Raw genomic sequence first — 22191 nt, 5'->3', positions numbered from 1 at the left:
TTTCAGGCTGCGCGGATCATGCCCGCTTGAAAAATCGGGCTGAGATTGGTCAGCAAGTTGCTTTGGAACGCAGGATTGTGGGAGCTGTGGTATGTGGAGCCTGTATCTACTTCTACTAGACACACCACGCACTCGTTCTCGTCTTCACCAAGTGTCACCTTGGTCAGAGTTTCCATGCGCCAACCTTTTGTGCCATTCATGTGGGCGGGCGTGACTACCTGAACATCGGTGACGATTGTTTCGGCGTCTTGGGCAATCAAAATTTGCTGTAGCCGGTTTTCGTTGTCGACCATCAGCGCCGCTTCGGTGATTCTGTCTTGGTACTTTGCTTGGACGGTCACGTGATACCAATGGGTTCGTAGCACTCTGGATACCTTCTGCCAGTGGCATTGACCTTCGCCAAACATGCCCGGTAGACCGAGCATGTCGTCGTCGTGTGTTCTAAACATCGTATGTCCTTGGGTCTCAAGAGGCTGCGTTACAGAGCGCAGATTAGAAGAAGGAAAAAATAGTCTTCAGGCTCGCAGGTTGTTCATGACCTGGGCCGATCAAGGCGTAAATGGTGTTTCTGGTTTCGAACACGACACCGTCGTTGAAATTGGTGCACATGCTTGAGCGAACCCAGTCGCCTTGCTGAAAACGTCCCTGACTGTCCTCGACCACATTGTGAGCAAACACGATCATTGGGAGCTGGCCGACTGCATGAACTTTGGCGAGCTCATCGGGCGTGACATCGATGCGAAATATTGTCCAGTCCGTGATCAAGCAGTACGGCTTTCTGGGGAAGCGTTGGCTCACCAGCGCTCGTGCTTCTGAGCTGCTCGACAGGCCTTCAAGAGGCGTTCGTGGCCCTTTCATAAAGTCGGGTTCTTCGACGCTAGCCATAGGGTGTCCTTTGATTAATAACCAGGAAATTGACAATTCAATCCTGTTTGTTGCCGTTCGCCGTCGTGCGGATAGGCCTCCCGCACGCGTGCTGCGTTGCGCTATTTGCGACGATCTAAATCATGGAAGGCCGACCTTAGAACTCGGCGCGCACCGCAATACGGATCATAGCCCGTGTTATGGTGCGTCGCAATATGGCTTTATCCTCGATTTACTTGAGGAAAAGTCATGGAGGCGGCAGAAGCACTAGCTGTAGTGGTACGCGCCGTGCGTAGAAGAAAAGGCCTATCTCAAGAAAACCTGATCAGCATCGACCGTTCCTACTGGGGCCAGATAGAGCGTGGGGAAGTAAACATCACGATTGACGTCCTCATTCGACTAGCAGCGCTACTGGAGGTAGAGGCGGCTTCGTTGATCCTCATGGCGACCTCTCTGCAGTCCAATGAACCATTCCGGGAAGGGCTGAAGCGTCTAAACAAGCAGTTGAATAAGATTAAAAGAGATGGCGTCGATTCTGAGATGGAGTCGTTGTCACGTGCTGGGAAGCTTCCACCTGGACGACCACCTCGATCCGGGGCGGCGGACAAGGCTGCAGAGGCTAATCGTCTGAACAACGAAGGAGTATCCGTGGCCGAGATTTCGGAAGCATTGGGGCTGTCGAAAACTACCGTTCGCAGATATCTGAAAACAACCACACCCGAACATCCGTGATTTCCGGATGACCTCTAAATGACCAGCACCCGACTGAAAATGTCACAGGAGGGACTGCTGTGGAAGGCTGCTCTGGAACACCTTGGCCCCATAGATCTCCATCAAGTGGTGGTCGAACTATGGACAATAACCCGGCCACCCGCCCGCACTACTGTCGAGTATCTGGACAGCGACTACGTTGGTGGTGACGTGCTGAATTTACTGAGGATTGCTCAAATCGCTGTCGGCGCGGTAGTGCCTTACAGGCCGGTTGAGTCAGGCAGGATCGCGATCTATTCCGCTCACGCCGAGCATCTTGCACATGGGTTATTGCAGGCCATGCCGGTCGGAAAGCTTCCGCCCAGTTTGAAGGGGGCCCGGCTTGAGGCTGAGCTGGGAATGTAGATCGAATTCCGAGCCCTGACCCAATCAGACTTTTCAACAAACTCCTTGTTTGTCCCAGCCCAGACCTGCCCCGGAAGGGGGAGGCGGGTCATGCTGTCTAGGAGCAGGCCAGAATCAGAGGGTTTGGCTTGATTCTGACCCTTGCTCAATGACTCACGTTAACTGGCCCTAGATCCAAACTCTGTGATCCAGTTGTACAGGGCTGTCACATCGGCTTCAAATACATCCAGCTCAAGACCGCTGCTTGGCATCTCTTCAGACTGAGCATGCTCAAATACTGAGTAGCGAGTCATTAGGTCATCAATGAAATTGCAGTCATCATTTTTTACCTTGGCCACCTTGTGCACCTACCACCTACTTGGCTCAATTGGGAACGCACCACCATAGGGCCCACACCTATTGCGGCTTGCGGTAGGCATTATTTGCCCTGCACTACTCGAACATGTGCATGGCTTATAGCTTTGTAGACGCGAATCCATCTTAAAAGCGGCCACCAGTCATATAGAAAAATCTGCAGCGGTCGCCACATTGCCACCCAGCCAACAATCATCAGACTTTCGCGCGCTATGCCGACTACGGCGCCCGTACCAAATTGGTCAATGACATCGACTGCAATCAGGCAGAGGGTAACAAAGGCGATGCCGATCACCAGGCTAATGCGGCCATCTCGAAGGAGGTGTTTTAACTCTCTGCGCGTGAGGCCTGCCTTGTGATCAAAGTAATTGTGGATTGCCTCGACCATGATCGCACTTGGATCGCCTTCTGCTGGCAGGTGCTCAAGGTGGATTGTGATACGAAGCAGACTGTCCGACGGAAACTCTGCTGCCCAGGTCTCGATGAACACTTCAGCCTCGCGATCAAGATCCTTGTTAAGAAAAGGTGTCGGATCCATCGAGTTAAACAACTGTGCAAGTTCGCTTACTCGGAGTTGAAGGTGATGCTCATGGTGATGTTTTTTTTTCATGGCACTACTCGATTATCATGCATTAGCAGTTTCGAGTCGCACGACTCGCTCGCGCTGCACCTCTGTCCTTGCACAGCGCATTGACCGCCGCTGGCTTCACCCTCAAATTCCAACTTCAATTTACCCTATAGGCTGCCGGTGAACGACGGGCTAGAAAGGACGTGATTGGCGTGCGCGGATTGTCCGAGGAGGACATCCATGAACGAGGAATTGAAATTGGTGAATCAGAAAGCCGACTCAATTTTGGCGGTATCTCAATAGAAGAGGGCCCATAAACACTTTTTTCTTCAAAGCTTCGGGGCTGAGCTTTGCTTAGATGATGGCAAGATAGGCCATGAGCAAGGCTCCCAGAACGGCGGTAAGCACATTCGCTATAGGGCCAGAATTGATACTGTACCCATCAGGGATTTCAACTGGCTTCAGAGCTTTAACGACGCGTTTGTACTGCCAAGATGACCAGCATGCAACCCATGAGCCCAGCATGAGAAAAGCTAGCCCGATCCAGAAGGAAAAATGTCTTTCAGGGCTGACCGAAGCACCTGGTTTGAGCATCTGTAGCAGTAGCCCGGATCGTTCAATCACAAAGCCAAAGGCCATAAGCGAAAGACTGGTTCGGTTCCACGCCAGCAAGGTTCTCTCAGCGGCAAAGAACACGCGTGGATCGTTCAGATCGGACATTAAATACTCCTAAGCCCAACAGTGCGTGAGATCGCTATGGTCGAATGGTGCAGGTATCGGACAGTGTTTCCGTCATTTGCCTCCATGGTTATCATCTGATCAACACATGCGTCGGCTTTCTAGTGCAGAGAACAAATACATACCGGCCAACATAGCCAACACGAAAATGATTATTTGCCAGCGCCCCGTAAGCAGAATAGCGACCGCAGGCCCAGGGCAGATCCCCGCAATTCCCCAACCTATGCCGAACACCAGACTGCCACCAATCAATCGGGCGTCCAATCCCCTTTTCACTGGTAACTGCATGCGAGCACCCAGCAAAGATTGCTTGTTCTTGCGCGCCCAATTTAGGGGGATAGCCGCTATTAGTGAAAAGGTGCTTAAAGAAGGCGTGAAGATGATTTCGAGATTTGTTGTTGTTCCTGCAATCCCCACGGAAACGGGATCCATGCGTAACGGAAGGCGCTTTTACTGCGAAACTGCGCCTATAGGCTTCAACATTTATGACAACGAAGAAAAACTGCGCCTGAAGACTACCTACCAGACCCAACTAGAGGCTGAAAGTGAGTGCCAGCGTCTCAACCTGAAGCGGCTTTGAAGTGTCTCTCTGGACAGGAACACATCGTAAAGGGAGACCTAATCAAGGTCGATAAGCAGGGGCTAGATGGCTATTCCTAAGATGCTCTGATTCCTGTGAGAGCGCCAAAGCAGATGATTTACCTCATGATGGCTTTTAGCTTCGATGCCAGCTAGATTTGCTGCTTTCTACGATCAAGGAAGGATATGAAAAAGCTCATCGCAATTATGGGAATGTGTGTCGCACTTGGCGGTTGCGCTACGTCGCACTACACCGCAGGCCGAGACTTTCCTTCGGCCAGTGTAGCGAGCATCACCAAAGGAAAAACCACGACCACTGAGTTGAAGTCGCTGTTTGGTGAGCCCTACGCCAAAAGCGCAGTCAGCGAGACTGACGAGAAGTGGATCTACACCTACACCAATGGCTCAGCCCATGCCCAGAGCTACGTGGTCACCATGAAGGTGACGACTACGGGCGCTCAGAAAACGCTCGACGTTTTGATCCGCAATGACGTGGTCATCAACTACACGTTCAGCGAAGGCCCCGCTCCAGGCACTACCACTGCGACGAATTGAGGTCGCCACTTTGCCACTGGGCGATTTACCGCGCTCAGTCAGATGCTGATGGAGCATGCCCATGGATAGAACGTATGCCTTCGTGGATGAATCCGGGAATTCCGACCTTGATACGTCAAAGAGTGGAAGCTCGGGCTTCTTCATCGTGTGCTCCACTCTGGTGGCAGAGAAAGATCTGGATGCTGCCTATGCCCAAGCTGAAGCAATCCGGAAACTCCATTTTCAAAAAGGTGAGATCAAATCCAGCAACCTGAAGCCTAAGGATTCAGATCGCCGTGCTCGGATCTTGAGCGAGCTGGCCGAGCTCCCATTCAAGCTTTCACCGTCGTTGATAAGTCCCGAATTCACAAAGATGGCGGCCTTCGTATCAAGACCTCGTTCGTTAAATACGTGAACGGGTTGCTCTATGAACGTCTATTCAGAGCACACCCTGATCTCCGGATGATCGTAGACGAGCATGGTGGACAGGAATTTCAGGAGAGCCTCAAAAGCTACGTTGCAGAACGCTTCGTTGACGACCTGTTTGGCGATGAGGATGCCTTTCAGACGAAGTCCAGTAAGGACAACGTTTTGGTTCAGGTTCCTGACACCGTCTCTTGAGACACCTAAATTAAGTGGACACCATATTTAGCCTTTTAAAGCGGATGCCTATTTCACAAGAACGCTGTTCCTATTCCGAGTCCTTAAAGCCCAGGTCATCGCTGAGTGCGGGCAGGCAGGCAGGCAGGCTGACTAGATTGCCAATATCCCCTTGCCGTAGCGTTACTGTCAGATCTAAATTTTGTTCGAATCCCTTTGCCTATTTTCCTTCCGTTGAAGACATTTCGGCAGCGTTCGGCTGATCGCATGCACGGGGTAATTTGAACCTCTGCTCCTTCGCTCAGGTCATGTACATCACATGACATTGATGCCTTTACTGCCGATGAGGTGCAGTACATAGCGTGCGGAGCAAACCATGAGCGAGGCTATAAGAGATTTGCCTGAACCCATCCGTCAGCAAGCTGAGAAAAAACTCGCTGAAATAGAAAGCGCTGGATCAATGATTTTAGCCATCAAGAGTGGCGCGCAGGCTTACGGGTTCGTTCAGGGATTGGTCTGTGCGGGCGGTATCTCGGCAGAGCAAGGAGAGGCCCTCTCCGAGCATTTTGACAAAACGACTGGAAACCGATTAAAAATTTTATCCGTCGGCTTGCCCTGAGGATGATGACGGTAATAAGTAAGGGAACAGGAAGAAGAAAATCATTTTCCTTATGGTGCTTAGCTCATTCACCGCGTGCACCTTGGTGCCGAAGTCAGCGGAAGACGCCAATCCGGTTCCGGCTTCACGCTTGTATGGCTACTCAAAAAAATCTGATGCCCAACTGGTCGTCATGCTCGACTCCGTACCGGACGGAGGCTGCATGATCCGTCTGTCCATTGATGGAAAGCCTGCCGCCGATTTTTCCAACGGTGAGATTGTTTACTTCGGCGTCACCATCGGAACGCATAAACTCGTGGCTCAACCGCTCGCGAAATGCTCGAAATCTCAGGTGACTGAGGAGACAATTAATGTGAAAGCAGGTGATGCTTTACTTAGGCGTATCACCGGATCAGTCATTGAGCCAAGCCCCCCGCCGTACCGGTGATGACTCCCGGCAGTTTCTGTGACCCCAATGGCTACAAAGTCAAAGGTAATCGAACGCCCTTTCGTTATGCATTGCGTCGAGCAGACCGCCGCCAGCACGGCTCACACCCCCCCTCGTTAATTCTGAAATTATCAAGATTTACTACTATTAGCTTCGTACTACTGCTGGAAAAGTTTACTGGTGAAGAAGCGGAAAATCGCTCGCAAAAACTGTACAAAAAACTAAAATTGTACAAGTCCAGTCAAGCTCGGAAATAACATGTCTCCTTCAGAACGACTTATCGCTTGGCACAAAAACTGGAGCCTTTCAAAGGGTGTCGTCACTTGTAGGTCATGCACAGCTACACAGACTGAGCAGGATAGGGGCAGCGACTTCCCCCACAATTCTATCTGTCCAAGAGCAGATGCGCAGTCACGTCCCTGGGACGAGCTTGATGATATCCAACCAGTCAACTCCAAATCTTCGCAACGAAGCTGATACGCCCTGCCTGAAAACGACGAGGATCACCGGCTTTGGAGGTTTCGATGAGTGCGGCAACTACCGCAATCTGCTTTGGTAGGGAACAGGCTCGATGTCAGCCATAAAGGCCAAGTGACTGAATCAGTGCTCTAATTCAGCACACGCTGTTTCGCTCCCGTTTTCGACCTCTATCACGTCTCCCTACCAGGATCACCGGCATGCGCCTGTCTGACTTCATCATCAAGAACCTTGAGCCGATTTTGCAAGCATGGGAAGACTTCGCAAGAACCATTGAGGTACCCGGCGAAGCACTGGACTCCAAGGCTTTGCGCGATCATGCCGAACAGATGCTGCGTGCAATAGCTGTAGACCTGTGCACATACCAGTCTGCGCAAGAGCAAATCGCCAAGGCCCAAGGCAATGCGCCTATGGATGAGTTGGAAACCGCTGCCGAAACTCATGCGGTCACACGTCTGATGGCGGGTTTCACGCTGGATCAAATGGTCTCTGAGTATCGGGCTTTGAGAACGAGCGTACTTAGTCAGTGGCTGGGTCAGATGAAGGCAGGAACAGTTCTGGAAGTGGACGATATGATCCGTTTCAACGAAGCCATAGACCAGGCGCTCGCTGAGTCTATTGCTAGCTACTCGCGTGCGGTAGAAGCCTCACGTAACGTATTTTTGGGCATCCTAGGCCATGACTTGCGCACGCCACTGGGAGCCATTTTGCTGGGGGCCGATGTGTTGCGGCGCTCGGTTGATCTGGGGGTACGTAAGAGTAAAATTGCATTGGGGATATACACCAGCGTCAAACGAGCCAGCCAGATTGTTGGCGACTTGCTGGATCTAACACGCTGCCAAATGGGCCCTGGGATTCCCGTCAAAAAGGAAGATATCGACCTCGGGCCACTCTGCACACGCATAGTTGAAGAGATACGCACTGCTCACCCAAACGCGGACATCACTTTCAAAGTGGGGGAATCAGCTCGCGGTGAATTCGACGGCGCCCGCATGGAGCAGGTATTTTCCAATCTGCTCAGCAACGCTGCGCAGCATGGCGATTTGCAGTTTCCAATCAGGGTTTCACTGGAGGTAAGAGACAGCAGTGTTGTTTTCATCGTCCAGAATTTCGGAGAACCTATCCAGGAGGACATTTTGCCTTTCATCTTCAACCCTATGGGGCGTTTCTCTCAGCATGCATCTCTTGATCTAGGCCCTAGCACAGGCCTTGGCTTAGGTCTGTACATCGCTTCCGAAATTGTTGCAGCACATTCGGGGACGATAGACGTGACCTCCGACAGAGAGCGCGGAACCACATTCCTTGTAAAAGTGCCTATAGAAAAATAGTAAGGTCAGCCGCCGACACTCTTGCGCCGGACAGGAATGGTTCGGATCGATTGCGTTACCGTAGGTGTTAACTGCGCGAGGGGAAGCATGGGCGCAAGTTCTAGAAAGGGAATTTAGGTTCGCCAAACTGCTTAGACCTTATCGCCAAGCGTACAGACCCATTAGAATACTCCGGTAGCGATTACGCTAATCAAAAACCAAAAGAAGTCTGAAAAATACCCGTAGCCTGATGGCCAAGAGTAAACACGAGAGTAGGCTTTTCTGGAGCAAGTGCTCAAGAAGTCATCCCTTAACGCCATGCAATAGGCGGATAAGGTCAATGGTTGCGCGATGATCCGGATGGTGACGTAGATGAGTGATCTAATAACTGGGCTCGACGGGCCAAGAACCGCTCAGCAGGAGCTGTTTTATGGCCTTGAGGACGCTGCCGCGATCATCAGTTGGTCGGTGATTGAGCTAACAGATATGGCAAGTAGGCCCAGTGATTGCCAACGGGCGTTTCTTATCAAAATTTGCAAGATGTTGGAAGCCGAGCAAGACAAACTGCGCAGCTATGCGGCAGAAGTGAAGACTGGAACAATTGTGCGGCGCGCCAACCCCGAATAAGTGGCGCGGTAGGAATTTTTACGAGGTAGTCATGGGGCCAAAAAAGCCTGCGGTGGGACTGAAGTGTGACCTTAAGGACATAGCTGACAATTTGGAACTTGTCTCTGGTGAACTGAGTAAATTGGCCGAGCGCATTGATGGAGTGGATATCACAGCCGTCCTTAATCTGATGTCCATGCTGTACAGCGACGCGGACAAGCTAAGGGCTTATGCGGCAGAGGTGAAGGCGGGAAGGATTGTGCGGGCTAAGACGTACTGAAAATTCATGCACTGAATCCTTCTCAGCGACATTTTTTTCGGATGCCCTAGCTAGACGTAATTGGTGGTATAAACTTGAGTCTGATCCTCATGACTTTTTACAGCCCGCCCCCCCTTGGCGGGCTTTTTTTATCTAACCCGTACGTCCTCCGTCGAGTTTCCCCATATGGGACATTAACCATAATTTTAGGCTTAATGCGTAAGCGTATAGCCAACACGCGTTCACATGACCGACGGTGTGTGGTTCAGCCCGTCGACTGCATCCAGTATTTGCCGTACCCGATCTGTAACGGACATGTCCCCCTCAAGCTTTAAGACAGCACAAGTAAGCACAGACAGCCACTCCTGATGCCTGGCCAAGCTCCGTCCAGGGACGCCTCCCTCATCATACTGAGCTGCCCAAGCCAGAAACTCCGGTCTTGCTTGACCGAAGCGTTTTACCTCTCGACGTTTTAATCTCTCTAGCCTGAGTTCAACAGGAAGATAAAGGAACACCACAAGATCAAATTCATTCTCAAGCGGTTGACCCCAGCCCATTACTGATCCGGCAACCACGGCACGGCCATGAGAGCGCATTTCTTGTAGCAAGCGCTCTCCTCGCTGCGTTTTGTCTGCCAGATGCTGATATGGCGGGTTACTCGGCAGCCACAAAAAATCATCTGCTTCCAGGTGAGTTGTGCTCAGTTCCTTTGCTAAAGCATCCGCTAAGGTCGAGGTGCCGGTACCTGCCGCGCCTGTGATCAAGATGTAACGTGCCGTCTCTTTTGTCATTTCGCTTTCAGCCACTCTAAAACGAGTTTGCCATCTCCGATAAATTAACAGTGCCCCACTGATGCGGCAGCAGTCGAGCGATCTCACTCGCCCGCTGCATTGGCAGGCGAGTAAGAACGTACTTCAGGTACGCATACGGATCATGCCCATTCATGCGTGCAGACTGGATCAAACTCATGATTGCTGCCGCCCGTTTGCCGCTGCGTAGCGATCCGGCGAACAACCAGTTGGAGCGCCCAAGTGCCCACGGCCTGATCTGGTTTTCGACTTGGTTGTTGTCAATGGGCACAACTTCAGGCTTTGGTAAGGCCTGCATCATCCAGGCGTACGATCCCAGCGACCAAGCCGTAAACGCCCACCGTCATGACGACAGCAATCAACGCTAACGTTAAAACCTGCTGGAGCGTTGGTGCATCAGTAACGATATTCAGGGTGATGACGATGATCTCGGCGCTCAGGATAAAGTCCGTGCGTACCGCCCCAGCAATCTTCTTCTTTTCATAAGCCGCGAGCTCTTCTGGTGTCTTGGGTTTAGGTTTCCTTGGCTGGCCTGTGCCATCTTCTCGACTAGCCGTGAGCTTGTCCTTGATGGCCTCAAAGCCCTCATAACAGAGATATGCTCCCCCAATCATGAGCAGCCAGTGAACCGCCGCAGGCAACAGTGCGTTCAACACCAACGCACAAGGCACCAGGATTGCTTTGTTTCTCAACGACCCCTTGAATACAGCCCATACCACCGGTAGCTCTCGGTCTGCTTTCATGCCGGTAACCTGCTCAGCATTCACAGCAAGGTCGTCGCTCAGGACACTAGCCGATTTCTTTGCAGCGACTTTGCTCATGAGGGAGATGTCGTCCAGAAGCGTGGCGATGTCATCCAATAGTGCGAACAGGCTGCTGCCGGCCATTCGAGGTTCCTTCAACTTATGAGTAAGTGGTTCTTGTGCAAGCCCATCAGCTTTGAGAATCACCGACAGCCGAGAAATAGCAGCCGTGCCCCTCAAGAAGGACGTCAGAAAGGCTGAAGGTCGACGCGCCACTTGCCGAAGTTTCTTCCACAGCTTCGCTACTAGACACCAGGTGATACCTCGCGTTCAGAGTGAAGTTCACATGACGGCTGAATCAGCAATTCAGCGCGACCTCCGTACAGAACACCAACGGCAATGTTCGATATTAACGGGTTACTGACTAATGTCATCCAAGTCGCAAACAATAAATAACCGGCAGCCAAATACCATCAGAAGCCCCCCAAAAAAACCTAATGACTCGCTAAAATTTATAGCTCACACCGAATATACGTAAACTTATTGTACTAAGTCGCAAATGGATTGCGAAAGTCTCTGCGCCTTAAAAAGCAGCCAGCAATCAACAGCGATGCCAAAAAAGAAGCCGTGGCCGTATTTAATATTACTCACTCAAAAATAAATTCCGCACTCGAAATACTATTGCGCACTTTCACAACCTCATCAATAATTACTTGACTTAGCTCAAATGGACTATGATCAAAATCCATAAGCAGTGCCCGCGCTGCTGCGAGATCCAAATCGCTGTCGGGGAAGATTCTCTGGAGTTCCGCCGCAGCAATCCGTGATAGTCCAAGCTCTAGAAAAGCACGACCAGTTAACGTGCTGACGCCTAACTCCAACGCCAGTGAAAAATCGAAAATCTCTGGTAGTCTATGGTTCAATCCACGCTGAACAAGAACATGCCTCAATATATCAATGTAAGCCTTACCCATCTGCACCAATTGGAAACGAACAACGTCTTCTATGGTATCAAAAGTATCTTTGATTACCTTGCTTGGATTTAACGCAGCAATTCTTTTCGGCTTGTAGTTTGGAGCAGTACGAATGAACATATTATCTATGTCCCGCTTTTTCTGAATCTCGTCTTTTTTTGACTTTATCTCGTATTTCAGTATAAGAGGATATGGCTTACCTTCCATCCATCTCACGGCAATCCTAGAAACGTATCCACCGTAATTCCCACCATATCCTTTTATATACTTGAACATGATATTAAATATGTCGCGATAAAAGCCAAATGATTTCGAACCTAGATCTGATGGATTTTTAGGAATCACATCTCCAATGGAATCAGAATCGGCCTTTTCGTAAAAAAACGCCATAAGCGCATTTAACGCAAAAACATCAAGCGTCCAGTTCGAACTTAACACTTTTAGTGGTAATAGTATTTTTTCCGAAGCCCTCAGAGACGCGTCCCGAACCAGGCGGGAGTCCAAGTAACCCAAGTCAGGCGCAACACGGAGTAAGAAGTCTTGAATGACACCTTGCCGAGCCTTTGTAATCAACATTCCAGCTGAAGCAATTGCATTTTTATGGGCGTCATCACGAGGTTTTCCTGACGGTGCTTTTCCTTGGAGAACCTCGATTACATCAGGTAGATTATTGGTAATTGAATTAGACAATGCAGACTTGATAGTAAATTTTGAAAACTTATCCATGGGCTGTTCGCTCCATGAATCGTAATCAACCAAAAATACATTACCCACGATATCTTTGGCCATCCGCCCCGCTCTTCCAGCGAAATTCCACAGAAGCGCAGGATCTAAACTTTGTTTAATGCCTTTGCCCCTAGCAGGTGTATTAATAAATACATTCCTAGCCGGAAGATTGATACCTTGAAACAGAGTAGTTGTGCAGATTAAAAACTTAATAGTCCCTTTTCGAAATGCTGTTTCTATTGCCTCTCTCAGAAGGGACGGCATCTGCCCATAGTGAAATGCAACGCCCTGGTCGACCATCTTAATAAGGTGGTATTCAGGATGAATGTGATCTTTAATAAAAGATACTAACTCGTCATTTTTACCTATCGCATCTGGATCGGTGACACCAAGAGAAATCATCCCCGCTAAGATTGCGGCCTCAGTCGGGGTCTTGGCATAAACAAGAGATCCTCCACCACTACCCAGTTCCAACGCAACGGCGGCAAGACGACTTTCTGGTGAGGAAAGCCCGATTTTACAATTCATGACTCCAATCGGCGTTGCTTTGTAGGCTGATAAAAGCCTGAATTCGAGCTGATTTAAGCCGACAGTCTTTGTCACAACGATGCGATTTTGGAGAACAGGGGAAACAGTCGTGGAGATTTCAGAAATTTCAGGTAACCCGAGACTTTCGATGGCCTCCTTAAAGCCTTGGGCGCCCGGTGCCAACATCACAATATGAGTACGGTTATCGCGATCAAAGCATTGTTCAATGCAATCTTGGAGGATCATTCCTCTAGCGCCATCGGACAGATTCTGCGCCTCATCTACTACTACAAGGTCAATCTTAACAGAGGTAGCGGAAAGCAATACTTGGAACCTTTCCTGAGTCAAAATGAAAATCTGCTTCGATATCTGTTCAAAAGTCGGGATATCCGTAACACGAATCCCTGAATCACTTGCGAGACGTTCTTTAATCTTTATGTGGACTTCAGAAAGCAAGGCCCGTGTAGGTGCGATATAAACGAAAGTAAATCTATCTGTGGCGATGGCCCGCCGACAAAGGTGCTCGATTACTAAGAAAGATTTTCCCGCTGAGGTAGGGGCAGAAATCGCTAAGGATCGCCCTCCCTCCAACGAATCCCATACGCTTTTCTGATAGTCTGTTAATGCAATTTTCTGACCGTGAACATGGATAGTATTAAGCTGCTCAACCACATTACGCTGAATCATGCCCACTAAACTATTCAACTTAGACTTGAATGTAAGCTCAGCATATTTTAAACCCGGAAAATTTCCCAGCTCCGTCAATATGCTGGTGCAACGGTCTAGAATGCTCTGGTCTTGACTGACGAGCATTGCATTAAAAGCAATTGCTTGTGCCAGTCCCATGTGACTTTCAATATTAGACTGAGCGAATACGGAGGCACAATATAAGAGTTTGCCCAGTGCTTCTTCATCAGGATCCTGCTTTGATCTCTCCATCTTGCCAGGCAGAGTGTTTGCAGCTCCAGCAGACTGAAGGTCACCTAAAGCCTGCAGGAAACTTGAATTACTTAGAAATCGCGCGGATAGTCCAGATGCGAAGCTGCTCATTCCTGCTCGTCCTTGGCAACAGAGGTTATGGCTAAGATTGCCTCTGTCGCAACTGGAGGCAGTCCTAGGGCATCATAGAATTCTTCCCTTAACTCATCTACATCCGGCACTGCCACAAGAAATAACAGGCACTTGCTTGGATCCACACCATGGCTGGCCAATTGATTGATAACGTTCTTGTGATGCCGATCATAATCCTTTGAGTACAGCCCACTAAAATGCAGCTCATGCTTATCTAATGGGCCGTCATCGACTGGAACTTTGTTAGCAAAATGCTTTGTTTCAGAGTAACAAACCACCCCCACAGATCTCTCTCGTCTTTGGGCATTGGGTTTGCCAAAGACGTCGAGATACTCCATCAGATATTCTTTATCCGTGACACTTAACGCATCGAGGTTACCCAGGTCTCTAACCAACCCATATTCCTGAAGATATTGTTTTTTGCTACTACCAAAGCCTGACACAGACTCTGCATAATCGGCAGTACCGCTAGCGGCGCTTCCAGCTAGTTTTGACTCGAGAAAAAATACATTTAAAACACCATCCTTCACCGCCGCATGGATTCCATCAAGTCCGTGCACTGGCATATTTGTTGATGTTTTTAGGGACATTTTTGCTACAAGCTGAGCTGCTTTCAGATGATGAACCGCTACACAGTAAGCCAACACCTCACCAACTTCACTTGCTCGCGATGGGTATTCCTTCCGAAACTGGATGAACGCATTCCTTACTGCTTTGCTGATTTGGTTGGCTAGAGATAAATCACCATTCTTACCGGCGGTCAACTCTGCAATATAAGCGTCCCGACGCCGGCGACTTAGTGCGTAGTTTACGGCCTGGTTACTTAGAAAATCGGCAAGAGAGCTGGTATTAGGAATATCTTCTCGAAATCTGACGTGAAGCAAGGAGATCTTTGGCGGCGTGTCTGAAGCGGACGATAAATCGACAGCACAATTAACAAAGTCGTCGAGTGGCGACTCGTCGAGAAGCTTTTCGATTACGGCATTGAGTGGAAGCGACGAATCAGAGGACGACGGCACTTTTTCCATTCCTTGGCATTGCCCATTGCGAGGCACCGAGGCCTTTTCTGCAGATTGGCCAGTTCGATCTGGATACACCTAGACTCATGATGACGGGAAAGAGGCCAGATTGCCATCACTCGCGTCGGAATGCTGGCCTACTACCAGCTTCTAGATCAATACGCATATCCTAGGCCACCGATGGCCGAGCCATTCGGCTGTCGAAGGCGCTAACCAGGTCAAACATGACGTGGGGCGAACACATCTTGGATGATGGACGGTGAGCAATGAAGCTGCACAGTATTCGGCTAAGTAATTTTCAGTCCTTTGGTGAAGCGCCTACGGTAATTACATTTGAGGATGTCACCTACCTGATCGGCCCCAATGGCTCCGGAAAGACTGCAGTCCTTCAAGCGCTTTGCAGATTGTTTGCCTTTGATCCGAGTCTGCGGCGAATCAAGCGATCTGACTTCCATGTACCTGCCGATGAGGACTTGGTACCAGAGGAGCGGAACCTGTGGCTGGAAGCAGATTTCGAATTCCCAGAGCTGATGGAAGATGAAGAAAACTCCACGGTCGCTCCACATTTCGCTCATATGCGGTTGGATTCACCTGACGGCATCCCTCGCGTTAGGTATCGACTCAGTGCAACCATGGGGATTGAAGGGGACATCGAAGAGACTCTAGTGTATGTCCTCGACGTTGATAAAGATGCCAGCCCATTGTCGACCGCAGTAGTCACTCGGGCTCATCGCAACACCATTCAAATGCATTATCTCCCCGCCAGACGTGATCCTGCCGACCACATCACCTACGGTGCTAATGCCTTGCTCGGTCGCTTGTTACGGGCGGTGAATTGGGAGGATGACCGCGAGCGGATCAAAGGGCTCACCGATCAGATCAGTGAATGCCTATCAGGAAACCAGTCCGTAAGTGCATTCAGTGAAAACTTGAATATCATGTGGAAGCGGCTCCATAAAGGAAGCTTTTTCACCGACCCCAAGCTCACCTTCGTAACGTCCGAAATTGAATCCCTTCTTAGGCACATGTCGGTCTCTTTCTCGCCGGGGCACGACGAAAATCTCGTCGACTTCTCTCGATTGAGCGATGGGCAAAAGTCGATGCTATATCTTTCACTTGTTTTGTCCTCTCATGCTATCGGGCGTGCAGTCCTTACCGGGAATGACAAGTCATTCGACGCGGATAAACTGAAGCCACCTTCATTCACTCTGATAGCAGTGGAGGAGCCAGAAAACAGCCTCTCACCTCATTATCTTGGCCGCATCGTGAATGCCCTCAATAGCTCAATTGGCGGCGCTGACTCCCAAGCAATAATTGCAACACACGCCCCCTCCATGCTCCGCCGTGTGGCTCCCGAGAACATCCGCTATCTACGCTTGACTACAAGCCGTGCAACCAAGGTTACCTGCATCGCCCTACCTGATAAGGAAGATGAGGCCCATAAGTTCGTCCGAGAGGCTGTGCAGGCTTTTCCAGAAGTCTATTTCTCCAGGCTGGTGGTACTGGGCGAAGGAGACAGTGAGGAAATTGTCCTTCCTAGAATCCTTCAAGCGAAGGGCGCGCCTGTTGATGAGTCGGCGGTGACCATCGCTCCACTGGGCGGTCGTCACGTTAATCATTTTTGGAGGTTACTATCCGCGCTGGAGACACCTTATGTGACCCTGCTAGATCTCGACGTCGCGCGCTATCAGGGTGGGTGGGGACGTGTAAGTAACATTAAGAATCAGCTAGTGAAGTTTTCGCCAGACAAAATACTTCCTGATGTGAAACTGGCCAAGTGGAACGATGATCATCCAGTCAGGACTCACCATTGGATCGAAGGCGGTAAGGTCAGTCTGTTCGCCGAGCTTGAGAAGCGAAACGTTTTCTTCTCAGAACCTATGGATCTGGACTTTGCCATGCTGATCGCCTATCCAGACGCCTATGATGTTTCGCCTAGCGATCCTGATGAGTCAACGTTTAAGGCTGTCCTAGGAAAGAACCACCATAACGCCGACCAATACGATGCAGATGAGCAGCAGTTGTTTGGTACTTACCACTCGAAATTCAAATTGAACAGCAAGCCAGCAGCGCATATCTCTGCACTGGCGAAGCTAACCGACGAAGAGTTGCTAGATAATCTTCCACCATCGCTTAACCGAATGGCTGACGCAATCATTGCGGCGCTGGAGGACATTCCAGAATGATTAGCGAGGACGCATGGAAAGTCGCCGATGGTTTGACCTTGGAAACAAACGCACTTCTTGCTGTGAAGGAACTCGGAAAGTCGCTCGCGCTCACCGCTGGCCCAGGCGCTGGTAAAACGGAGGTTCTGGCACAGCGTGCAGATTTTTTGCTACGCACCGGAAACTGTCGATATCCCAAGCGAATACTCGCGATATCTTTCAAGGTCGATGCGAGCAAAAACCTCAAGGATCGGATTCGTCGCAGATGCGGCCTTGATTTGGCTGCGCGCTTCGACAGCTACACGTTTCATGGGTTCGCCAAGCGCATCATCGACAGGTTTAGACCGGTGCTCACAGGCAAGGATTCTCTAGTGCCCAACTACTCAATAGGCAACGAACAAATCCCAGGCAAACAAATTAAGTTCACGCAGCTCATACCACTCGCCACAAAGATTTTGAGCGACTCAAGGATTGCGCGGAACGCGATTTGCCAGACTTACGCTGATGTATTCCTAGATGAATTTCAGGACTGCACCACTGAACAGTACGGGCTTCTGAAGCTAGTCTTCATGAACAAACCAATTCGATTAACCGCAGTCGGTGACACCAAACAGAAAATCATGGGCTGGGCGGGAGCACTGGATGGCATATTTATAGAGTATGCGAAGGACTTCGACGCCCGGCCACTCAATCTATATCGAAACTTCCGATCCAAGCCTCGCCTGTTGCGGATGCAGAACGAAATCATTCGAACGCTTGATCCTGCTGCTGTAATGGCCGATGACCTAATCATTGGAAACGATGGCGAACTCCTCGCCCGAAACTACGACACCAGTCACAGCGAAGCCGCCGCGTTGGCCAAGCTAATCCAACAGTGGATAGATGTAGAGAAAATCCCCCTCCAAGAAATAGCGATTCTGTTTCCCAGGCAGATAGACCTCTATGGAACCCCTCTCATGGAGCAACTGGCGGCCAAGGGAATTCCCTATCGAAACGAGCATGAGTCTCAGGATCTGGTTAATGAGCCCGCCGCTCGCCTAATTATTGACTATTTGTCATGCCTGTATCGCGAGCGAGAGCCAAAGGCGTGGATCAGTTTGATGGAGCAACTGGTTTCGTTTAATGACGAAGACGGTGAATCTGAGCTCCAGAGAAACTTCGAGCGTCTCTATCTGGCCCAGCTCAAGGAAGTAAAAAAATTATCCCGATCTGACGCCCCTTTTGCAGGATGGTGGGATCTAACGATGACGTTCCTAAAGAACGTCGGCCTACCCGTGCTGACCACACTTTCTTCTGACTATGAAGCAAAGGCCAGATTGAACGAGGTGATCAAGAATACAAGACAGCAGATTGAAAAATTGCTTGAGCAACAACCTGACTTACTGAAAGCACTTGATCTGTTCTCCAACGATCAAGCAGTTCGGTTTCTCACGATTCATAAAAGCAAGGGATTAGAATTCCACTCTGTAATCATGATCGGTATTGAGACTCAGACATTTTGGGGTAATGCTCAAGAGGAGCGCTGCGGTTTCTTTGTAGGTGTTTCTCGCGCCAAGGAGCGGTTGATGATCACGACGTGCAACATACGCCATCGGCCAGCCTCAAACCCTCCAAGATGGAACGAGCATCGCACTCCCCATGCAGAATTCGTCACCTACGTAACTCCGTTTCTCTCCATTTCGCCATATGCCTGATGCATAGCGGTAATCGCTGAGGTTGCTAGAACTCGGGAGCAAGGACGTTCCCTTGATGGCAAGTTTATCCCAAAGGTTTCACACAAGATCGCGGCACACTGACCAAGCAAAATTTTCGGGCTTCCGGGGTATGCCATTGATCGTGGTGTGTCAGGAAGGCCAAGGCAAGAGCACTCCCAATCAAGAGTGGGCTTTAAAGCTTCTAGGAGCAGGAGCAGGAGCAGGAGCAGGAGCAGGAGCAGGAGCAGGAGCAGGTCAAAGCCTAAGGGCTTTGACACCAAAGAGGGGTGTGTCTAGAAAAATGAGGCTGTAACAACAGTACCCACTACCTGGTAGGAGGTATGCAGGTTTACTCCCCATCGACAAGACCGGCATCTCTTTTCAATGTGGCTGAGGCGCAAGGAGCTTGACACCGGGCGTGACACCGAGTTTAGACACAGTGCACGTGGAGAAATCACATTGTAAGCTATCAAAATCAGAAAAATATCTAAATAAAATCAATATCTTGAGTAAAAAACCAATTAAGTGGATTGACACTTTTTGACCCCATAAAAGCATTGTCTACAAAATCACCGCCGAGTAAATCGTGTCGCGCACCAGGGTTGGCGAGGCTTCGTTACTCATCATGATCGCCAGGATCACCACTTCCACCAGCACCGCGGCCAGGGTCAGGATCATGGTGCCGTAAGGGTCGCCGACTTTTTCCGCGAGCAGTTCGGCGTGATGGGCGACACGCATGGAGGCGACGACGATGAAGGCAATCAGCACCAGGCCAGCGGTCAGCGCGATGGGCTGGCCGCTGTGCAGCATCCAGTGTTCCAGTGGATAAGCGACGAGCGCGGCAATCACGGCCAGCAACAGAAACTTTTCTTGCTTGAGGAGTGTGAGCATTGCGGGCCTTTTGTGCCGAGTGAAGCGATCAGGGTGATGAGCTACTGACTGCGGGGCGGCGCTAACGTTTCGTTACACCTTAGCGCACCAGTGGATGGCAGCAGGTTTGACACGTGCACTTTTATTGGCCTTGCGGGCTCTTCGCGGGCAAGCCTCGCTCCTGCAGGTTGGCGTCGCTCTTGTAGGAGCGAGGCTTGCCCGCGAAGGCCATTACACGGTTTCGGCGTTTTTGTTGTCCTGTTGGTCAGCAATTTGCATTGCCTCTGCCCACCTCACAACAACATGGAGTTCGAATTCATGCACAAACGTCCGTTGAAGAAGCTGCTTTGCGCCGTTGCCGCGGCTATTGGTCTGAGCGCGAGCCTGACCGCCAGCGCCGCCGACCCGCTGAAAGTCGGCTTCGTCTATATCGGCCCGATCGGTGACCACGGCTGGACGTATCAGCATGAACAGGGGCGCAAGGCGCTGGCCGAGAAGTTCGGCAATCAGATCACCACCAACTATGTGGAGAACGTCGCCGAAGGTGCCGACGCCGAGCGAGTGATCCGCAACATGGCCAAGGACAACTACGACCTGATCTTCACCACGTCGTTCGGCTACATGAACCCGACCCTGAAAGTCGCCAAGCAGTTTCCCAAGGTGACCTTCGAACACGCCACCGGCTACAAGCAGGACAAGAACCTCGGCACCTACCTGGCGCGCACGTATGAAGGTCGCTACGTCGGCGGTTTCCTCGCGGCGAAGATGACCAAGACCAAGAAGATCGGCTACGTCGCGTCCTTCCCTATCCCGGAAGTGATCCGCGACATCAACGCTATTCAACTGGCCCTGAACAAATACAACCCAGGCACCGAGATCAAGGTGGTATGGGTCAACTCGTGGTTCGATCCGGGCAAGGAAGCCGACGCCGCCAACGCGCTGATCGACCAGGGCGTCGACGTGGTGTTCCAGCACACCGACAGCCCGGCACCGATTCAGGCGGCCGAACGCCGCGGCGTGTATGCCGTGGGCTACGCTTCGGACATGGCGCACTTCGGGCCGAAAGCGGTGCTGACGTCGATCGTCAACGACTGGGGCCCGCATTACATTCAAGCGACCCAAAGCGTGCTCGACCACACCTGGAAATCGCAGGATTACTGGGGCGGTTTGAAAGAAGGCACAGTTGAACTGCCGATCAGCGACCTGGTGCCAGCGGCGGTGAAAACCGAGGCCGAGCAGATCATTGCGGACATCAAGAGCGGCGCCTTCCACCCGTTCACCGGGCCGATCAAGGATCAGGCCGGCACCGAAAAAATCCCGACGGGCGCGACGGCGAGCAATGCGGAACTGGCGTCGATGAACTACTACGTTGAAGGGATGAAGGCCGACATTCCGAAGTAGCTCCCCAACCCAACACAAAACCCTGTAGCAGTGAGCCTGCTCGCGATGGCGGAGTGTCAGACGCTATCAATGTCGACTGACACGCCGCGATCGCGAGCAGGCTCACTCCTACAATGAATTTTCAGCGTTCTTGAGAATTGCGCATGAACCAACTCCCGATCATCGACATCGCCCCGCTCTACAGCGCTGACCAAACCGCCTGGCAATCCGTCGCGACTCAAATCGACCGCGCCTGCCGCGACTGGGGCTTTTTCTACATCAAGGGGCATCCGATCTCCGCGTCACGCATCCACGCCGTGCTCGACCATGCCCAACGCTTCTTCGCCTTGCCCACCGCCGAAAAGCTCAAGATCGACATCACCCAGACTCGCCACCATCGCGGCTACGGTGCCATCGCCACCGAGCAACTTGACCCGAGCAAACCCAGCGACCTGAAAGAAACCTTCGACATGGGCCTGCACCTGCCGGCCGACCACCCGCAAGTACTGGCGGAAAAACCGCTGCGCGGTCCCAACCGCCACCCCTCGATGCCCGGCTGGGAAGTGCTGATGGAACAGCATTACATCGACATGCAGGCCCTCGCCCAAACCCTGCTGCGTGCCATGACCCTGGCGCTGAACATCGAGCGCGACTTCTTCGACACGCGCTTCAATGAACCGGTCAGCGTGCTGCGGATGATCCATTATCCGCCGCGCCATACCGCCAGCTCCGAGGAGCAGCAAGGCGCCGGCGCCCACACCGATTATGGCTGCATTACCCTGCTGTACCAGGACGCCGCCGGTGGCCTGCAAGTGCGCAACGTCAAAGGCGAATGGATCGACGCGCCGCCGATCGAAGGCACGTTCGTGGTCAACCTCGGCGACATGATGGCCCGCTGGAGCAACGACCGTTACCTGTCGACGCCGCACCGGGTGATCAGCCCGCTGGGCATCGATCGTTACTCGATGCCGTTCTTCGCCGAACCACACCCCGATACGCCCATTGAATGCCTGCCAGGTTGCCAGGACGAATCGCACCCGGCGAAGTACCCGGCCACTACCTGCGCTGAATTCCTGCTCTCGCGCTTCGCCGACACCTACGCCTATCGACGGGAACAGGCCGTGGTGTGATGAACCGGCTGGTCAGGTTTTGCTAATTGTTTCT

At 51.3% G+C, this 22191-nt stretch carries 22 protein-coding genes and 4 pseudogenes; 14 read left to right on the top strand and 12 right to left on the bottom strand.

The genetic code is table 11. The features are described 5' to 3' along the window. Positions 1-2: 2 nt before the first annotated feature. Both JIO00_RS03475 and JIO00_RS03470 read right to left on the bottom strand, forming a co-directional pair. Positions 3-449 (bottom strand): hypothetical protein, encoded by a 447-nt coding sequence (locus JIO00_RS03475; protein ID WP_200667648.1) that lies wholly within the window; start codon positions 447-449, stop codon positions 3-5. Between the two features lie 43 nt (positions 450-492). Continuing rightward, a complete protein-coding gene (locus JIO00_RS03470) occupies positions 493-885 on the bottom strand; it encodes a DUF6957 family protein (protein ID WP_200667646.1) in 393 nt (130 codons plus the stop codon). 228 nt (positions 886-1113) lie between these two features. On the opposite strand from JIO00_RS03470, the gene JIO00_RS03465 reads away from it, so the two are divergent. Together JIO00_RS03465 and JIO00_RS03460 are read left to right on the top strand one after the other, a co-directional pair. Then, positions 1114-1596, top strand: a complete 483-nt coding sequence (locus tag JIO00_RS03465) for a helix-turn-helix domain-containing protein (protein WP_200667644.1) — start codon at positions 1114-1116, stop codon at positions 1594-1596. An 18-nt stretch (positions 1597-1614) separates the two neighbouring features. Continuing rightward, entirely contained in the window at positions 1615-1980 is a 366-nt protein-coding gene (locus tag JIO00_RS03460; protein WP_200667642.1) for a hypothetical protein, read from the top strand. A 158-nt stretch (positions 1981-2138) separates the two neighbouring features. Here JIO00_RS03460 and JIO00_RS03455 read toward each other — a convergent pair whose 3' ends face one another. The 4 genes and pseudogenes from JIO00_RS03455 to JIO00_RS29725 all read right to left on the bottom strand — a co-directional run. After that, positions 2139-2318 carry a hypothetical protein gene (locus JIO00_RS03455; protein ID WP_234452930.1) on the bottom strand — a complete coding sequence of 60 codons (180 nt, stop codon included), beginning with the start codon at positions 2316-2318 and terminating at the stop codon, positions 2139-2141. 80 nt (positions 2319-2398) lie between these two features. Beyond that, complete coding sequence (locus tag JIO00_RS03450; RefSeq protein ID WP_200667640.1) at positions 2399-2944, bottom strand: hypothetical protein; 546 nt, start codon at positions 2942-2944, stop codon at positions 2399-2401. 312 nt (positions 2945-3256) lie between these two features. Further along, positions 3257-3622 (bottom strand): YidH family protein, encoded by a 366-nt coding sequence (locus JIO00_RS03445; protein ID WP_200667639.1) that lies wholly within the window; start codon positions 3620-3622, stop codon positions 3257-3259. Between the two features lie 99 nt (positions 3623-3721). Further along, a pseudogene (locus tag JIO00_RS29725) lies at positions 3722-3988 on the bottom strand (DUF6691 family protein); the annotation flags it as partial. Between JIO00_RS29725 and JIO00_RS03440 the strand changes: the two are divergent. The 8 genes from JIO00_RS03440 (at position 3957) to JIO00_RS29980 (ending at position 9069) form a co-directional block, all read left to right on the top strand. Next, positions 3957-4220 carry a hypothetical protein gene (locus tag JIO00_RS03440; RefSeq protein ID WP_234452929.1) on the top strand — a complete coding sequence of 88 codons (264 nt, stop codon included), beginning with the start codon at positions 3957-3959 and terminating at the stop codon, positions 4218-4220. The pseudogene JIO00_RS29725 and the gene JIO00_RS03440 overlap by 32 nt on opposite strands. 185 nt (positions 4221-4405) lie before the next feature. Next, positions 4406-4774 (top strand): hypothetical protein, encoded by a 369-nt coding sequence (locus JIO00_RS03435; protein WP_200667638.1) that lies wholly within the window; start codon positions 4406-4408, stop codon positions 4772-4774. A gap of 61 nt (positions 4775-4835) precedes the next feature. Further along, positions 4836-5168, top strand: a complete 333-nt coding sequence (locus JIO00_RS29720) for a DUF3800 domain-containing protein (protein ID WP_234452928.1) — start codon at positions 4836-4838, stop codon at positions 5166-5168. Between the two features lie 561 nt (positions 5169-5729). Continuing rightward, positions 5730-5972, top strand: a complete 243-nt coding sequence (locus tag JIO00_RS03425; protein ID WP_200667637.1) for a hypothetical protein — start codon at positions 5730-5732, stop codon at positions 5970-5972. 202 nt (positions 5973-6174) lie between these two features. Continuing rightward, positions 6175-6399 (top strand): hypothetical protein, encoded by a 225-nt coding sequence (locus JIO00_RS03420; protein ID WP_200667636.1) that lies wholly within the window; start codon positions 6175-6177, stop codon positions 6397-6399. A gap of 677 nt (positions 6400-7076) precedes the next feature. After that, positions 7077-8204 (top strand): sensor histidine kinase, encoded by a 1128-nt coding sequence (locus JIO00_RS03415; protein ID WP_200667635.1) that lies wholly within the window; start codon positions 7077-7079, stop codon positions 8202-8204. A gap of 351 nt (positions 8205-8555) precedes the next feature. After that, positions 8556-8810 carry a hypothetical protein gene (locus tag JIO00_RS03410; protein ID WP_200667634.1) on the top strand — a complete coding sequence of 85 codons (255 nt, stop codon included), beginning with the start codon at positions 8556-8558 and terminating at the stop codon, positions 8808-8810. A 31-nt stretch (positions 8811-8841) separates the two neighbouring features. Beyond that, positions 8842-9069, top strand: a complete 228-nt coding sequence (locus JIO00_RS29980) for a hypothetical protein (RefSeq protein ID WP_325166928.1) — start codon at positions 8842-8844, stop codon at positions 9067-9069. A 221-nt stretch (positions 9070-9290) separates the two neighbouring features. On the opposite strand, the gene JIO00_RS03405 is transcribed toward JIO00_RS29980, so the two are convergent. The 5 genes and pseudogenes from JIO00_RS03405 to JIO00_RS03385 all read right to left on the bottom strand — a co-directional run bounded on the left by JIO00_RS03405 (position 9291) and on the right by JIO00_RS03385 (position 14918). Further along, entirely contained in the window at positions 9291-9839 is a 549-nt protein-coding gene (locus JIO00_RS03405) for an AAA family ATPase (RefSeq protein WP_200667632.1), read from the bottom strand. A 16-nt stretch (positions 9840-9855) separates the two neighbouring features. After that, positions 9856-10128: pseudogene (locus tag JIO00_RS03400) on the bottom strand (transposase domain-containing protein); the annotation flags it as partial. Between the two features lie 16 nt (positions 10129-10144). Then, positions 10145-10744: pseudogene (locus tag JIO00_RS03395) on the bottom strand (DUF808 family protein); the annotation flags it as partial. 503 nt (positions 10745-11247) lie between these two features. Continuing rightward, on the bottom strand, positions 11248-13878 hold the full coding sequence (locus JIO00_RS03390; RefSeq protein WP_200667631.1) for a DEAD/DEAH box helicase: 2631 nt from the start codon (positions 13876-13878) through the stop codon (positions 11248-11250). After that, entirely contained in the window at positions 13875-14918 is a 1044-nt protein-coding gene (locus JIO00_RS03385; protein ID WP_234452927.1) for a HamA C-terminal domain-containing protein, read from the bottom strand. The genes JIO00_RS03390 and JIO00_RS03385 overlap by 4 nt, the downstream gene beginning before the upstream one ends. A gap of 266 nt (positions 14919-15184) precedes the next feature. Here JIO00_RS03385 and JIO00_RS03380 point away from each other — a divergent pair, with 266 nt between their 5' ends. Together JIO00_RS03380 and JIO00_RS03375 are read left to right on the top strand one after the other, a co-directional pair. Next, a complete protein-coding gene (locus tag JIO00_RS03380) occupies positions 15185-17104 on the top strand; it encodes an ATP-dependent nuclease (protein WP_200667628.1) in 1920 nt (639 codons plus the stop codon). Next, positions 17101-18777 (top strand): ATP-dependent helicase, encoded by a 1677-nt coding sequence (locus JIO00_RS03375; RefSeq protein WP_200667626.1) that lies wholly within the window; start codon positions 17101-17103, stop codon positions 18775-18777. Before JIO00_RS03380 ends, JIO00_RS03375 begins: the two co-directional genes overlap by 4 nt. A gap of 564 nt (positions 18778-19341) precedes the next feature. On the opposite strand, the pseudogene JIO00_RS03370 reads toward JIO00_RS03375, so the two are convergent. Beyond that, positions 19342-19668, bottom strand: a pseudogene (locus JIO00_RS03370) (calcium:proton antiporter); the annotation flags it as partial. 297 nt (positions 19669-19965) lie between these two features. Between JIO00_RS03370 and JIO00_RS03365 the strand changes: the two are divergent. Beyond that, on the top strand, positions 19966-21048 hold the full coding sequence (locus tag JIO00_RS03365) for a BMP family ABC transporter substrate-binding protein (protein WP_010463786.1): 1083 nt from the start codon (positions 19966-19968) through the stop codon (positions 21046-21048). 143 nt (positions 21049-21191) lie between these two features. After that, complete coding sequence (locus JIO00_RS03360; RefSeq protein ID WP_200667624.1) at positions 21192-22157, top strand: isopenicillin N synthase family dioxygenase; 966 nt, start codon at positions 21192-21194, stop codon at positions 22155-22157. Positions 22158-22191 lie beyond the last annotated feature (34 nt).

Source organism: Pseudomonas sp. SW-3, from assembly GCF_016615645.1.
Lineage (GTDB): Bacteria > Pseudomonadota > Gammaproteobacteria > Pseudomonadales > Pseudomonadaceae > Aquipseudomonas > Aquipseudomonas mandelii.
This window is presented reverse-complemented; position numbering and strand designations above follow the sequence as displayed.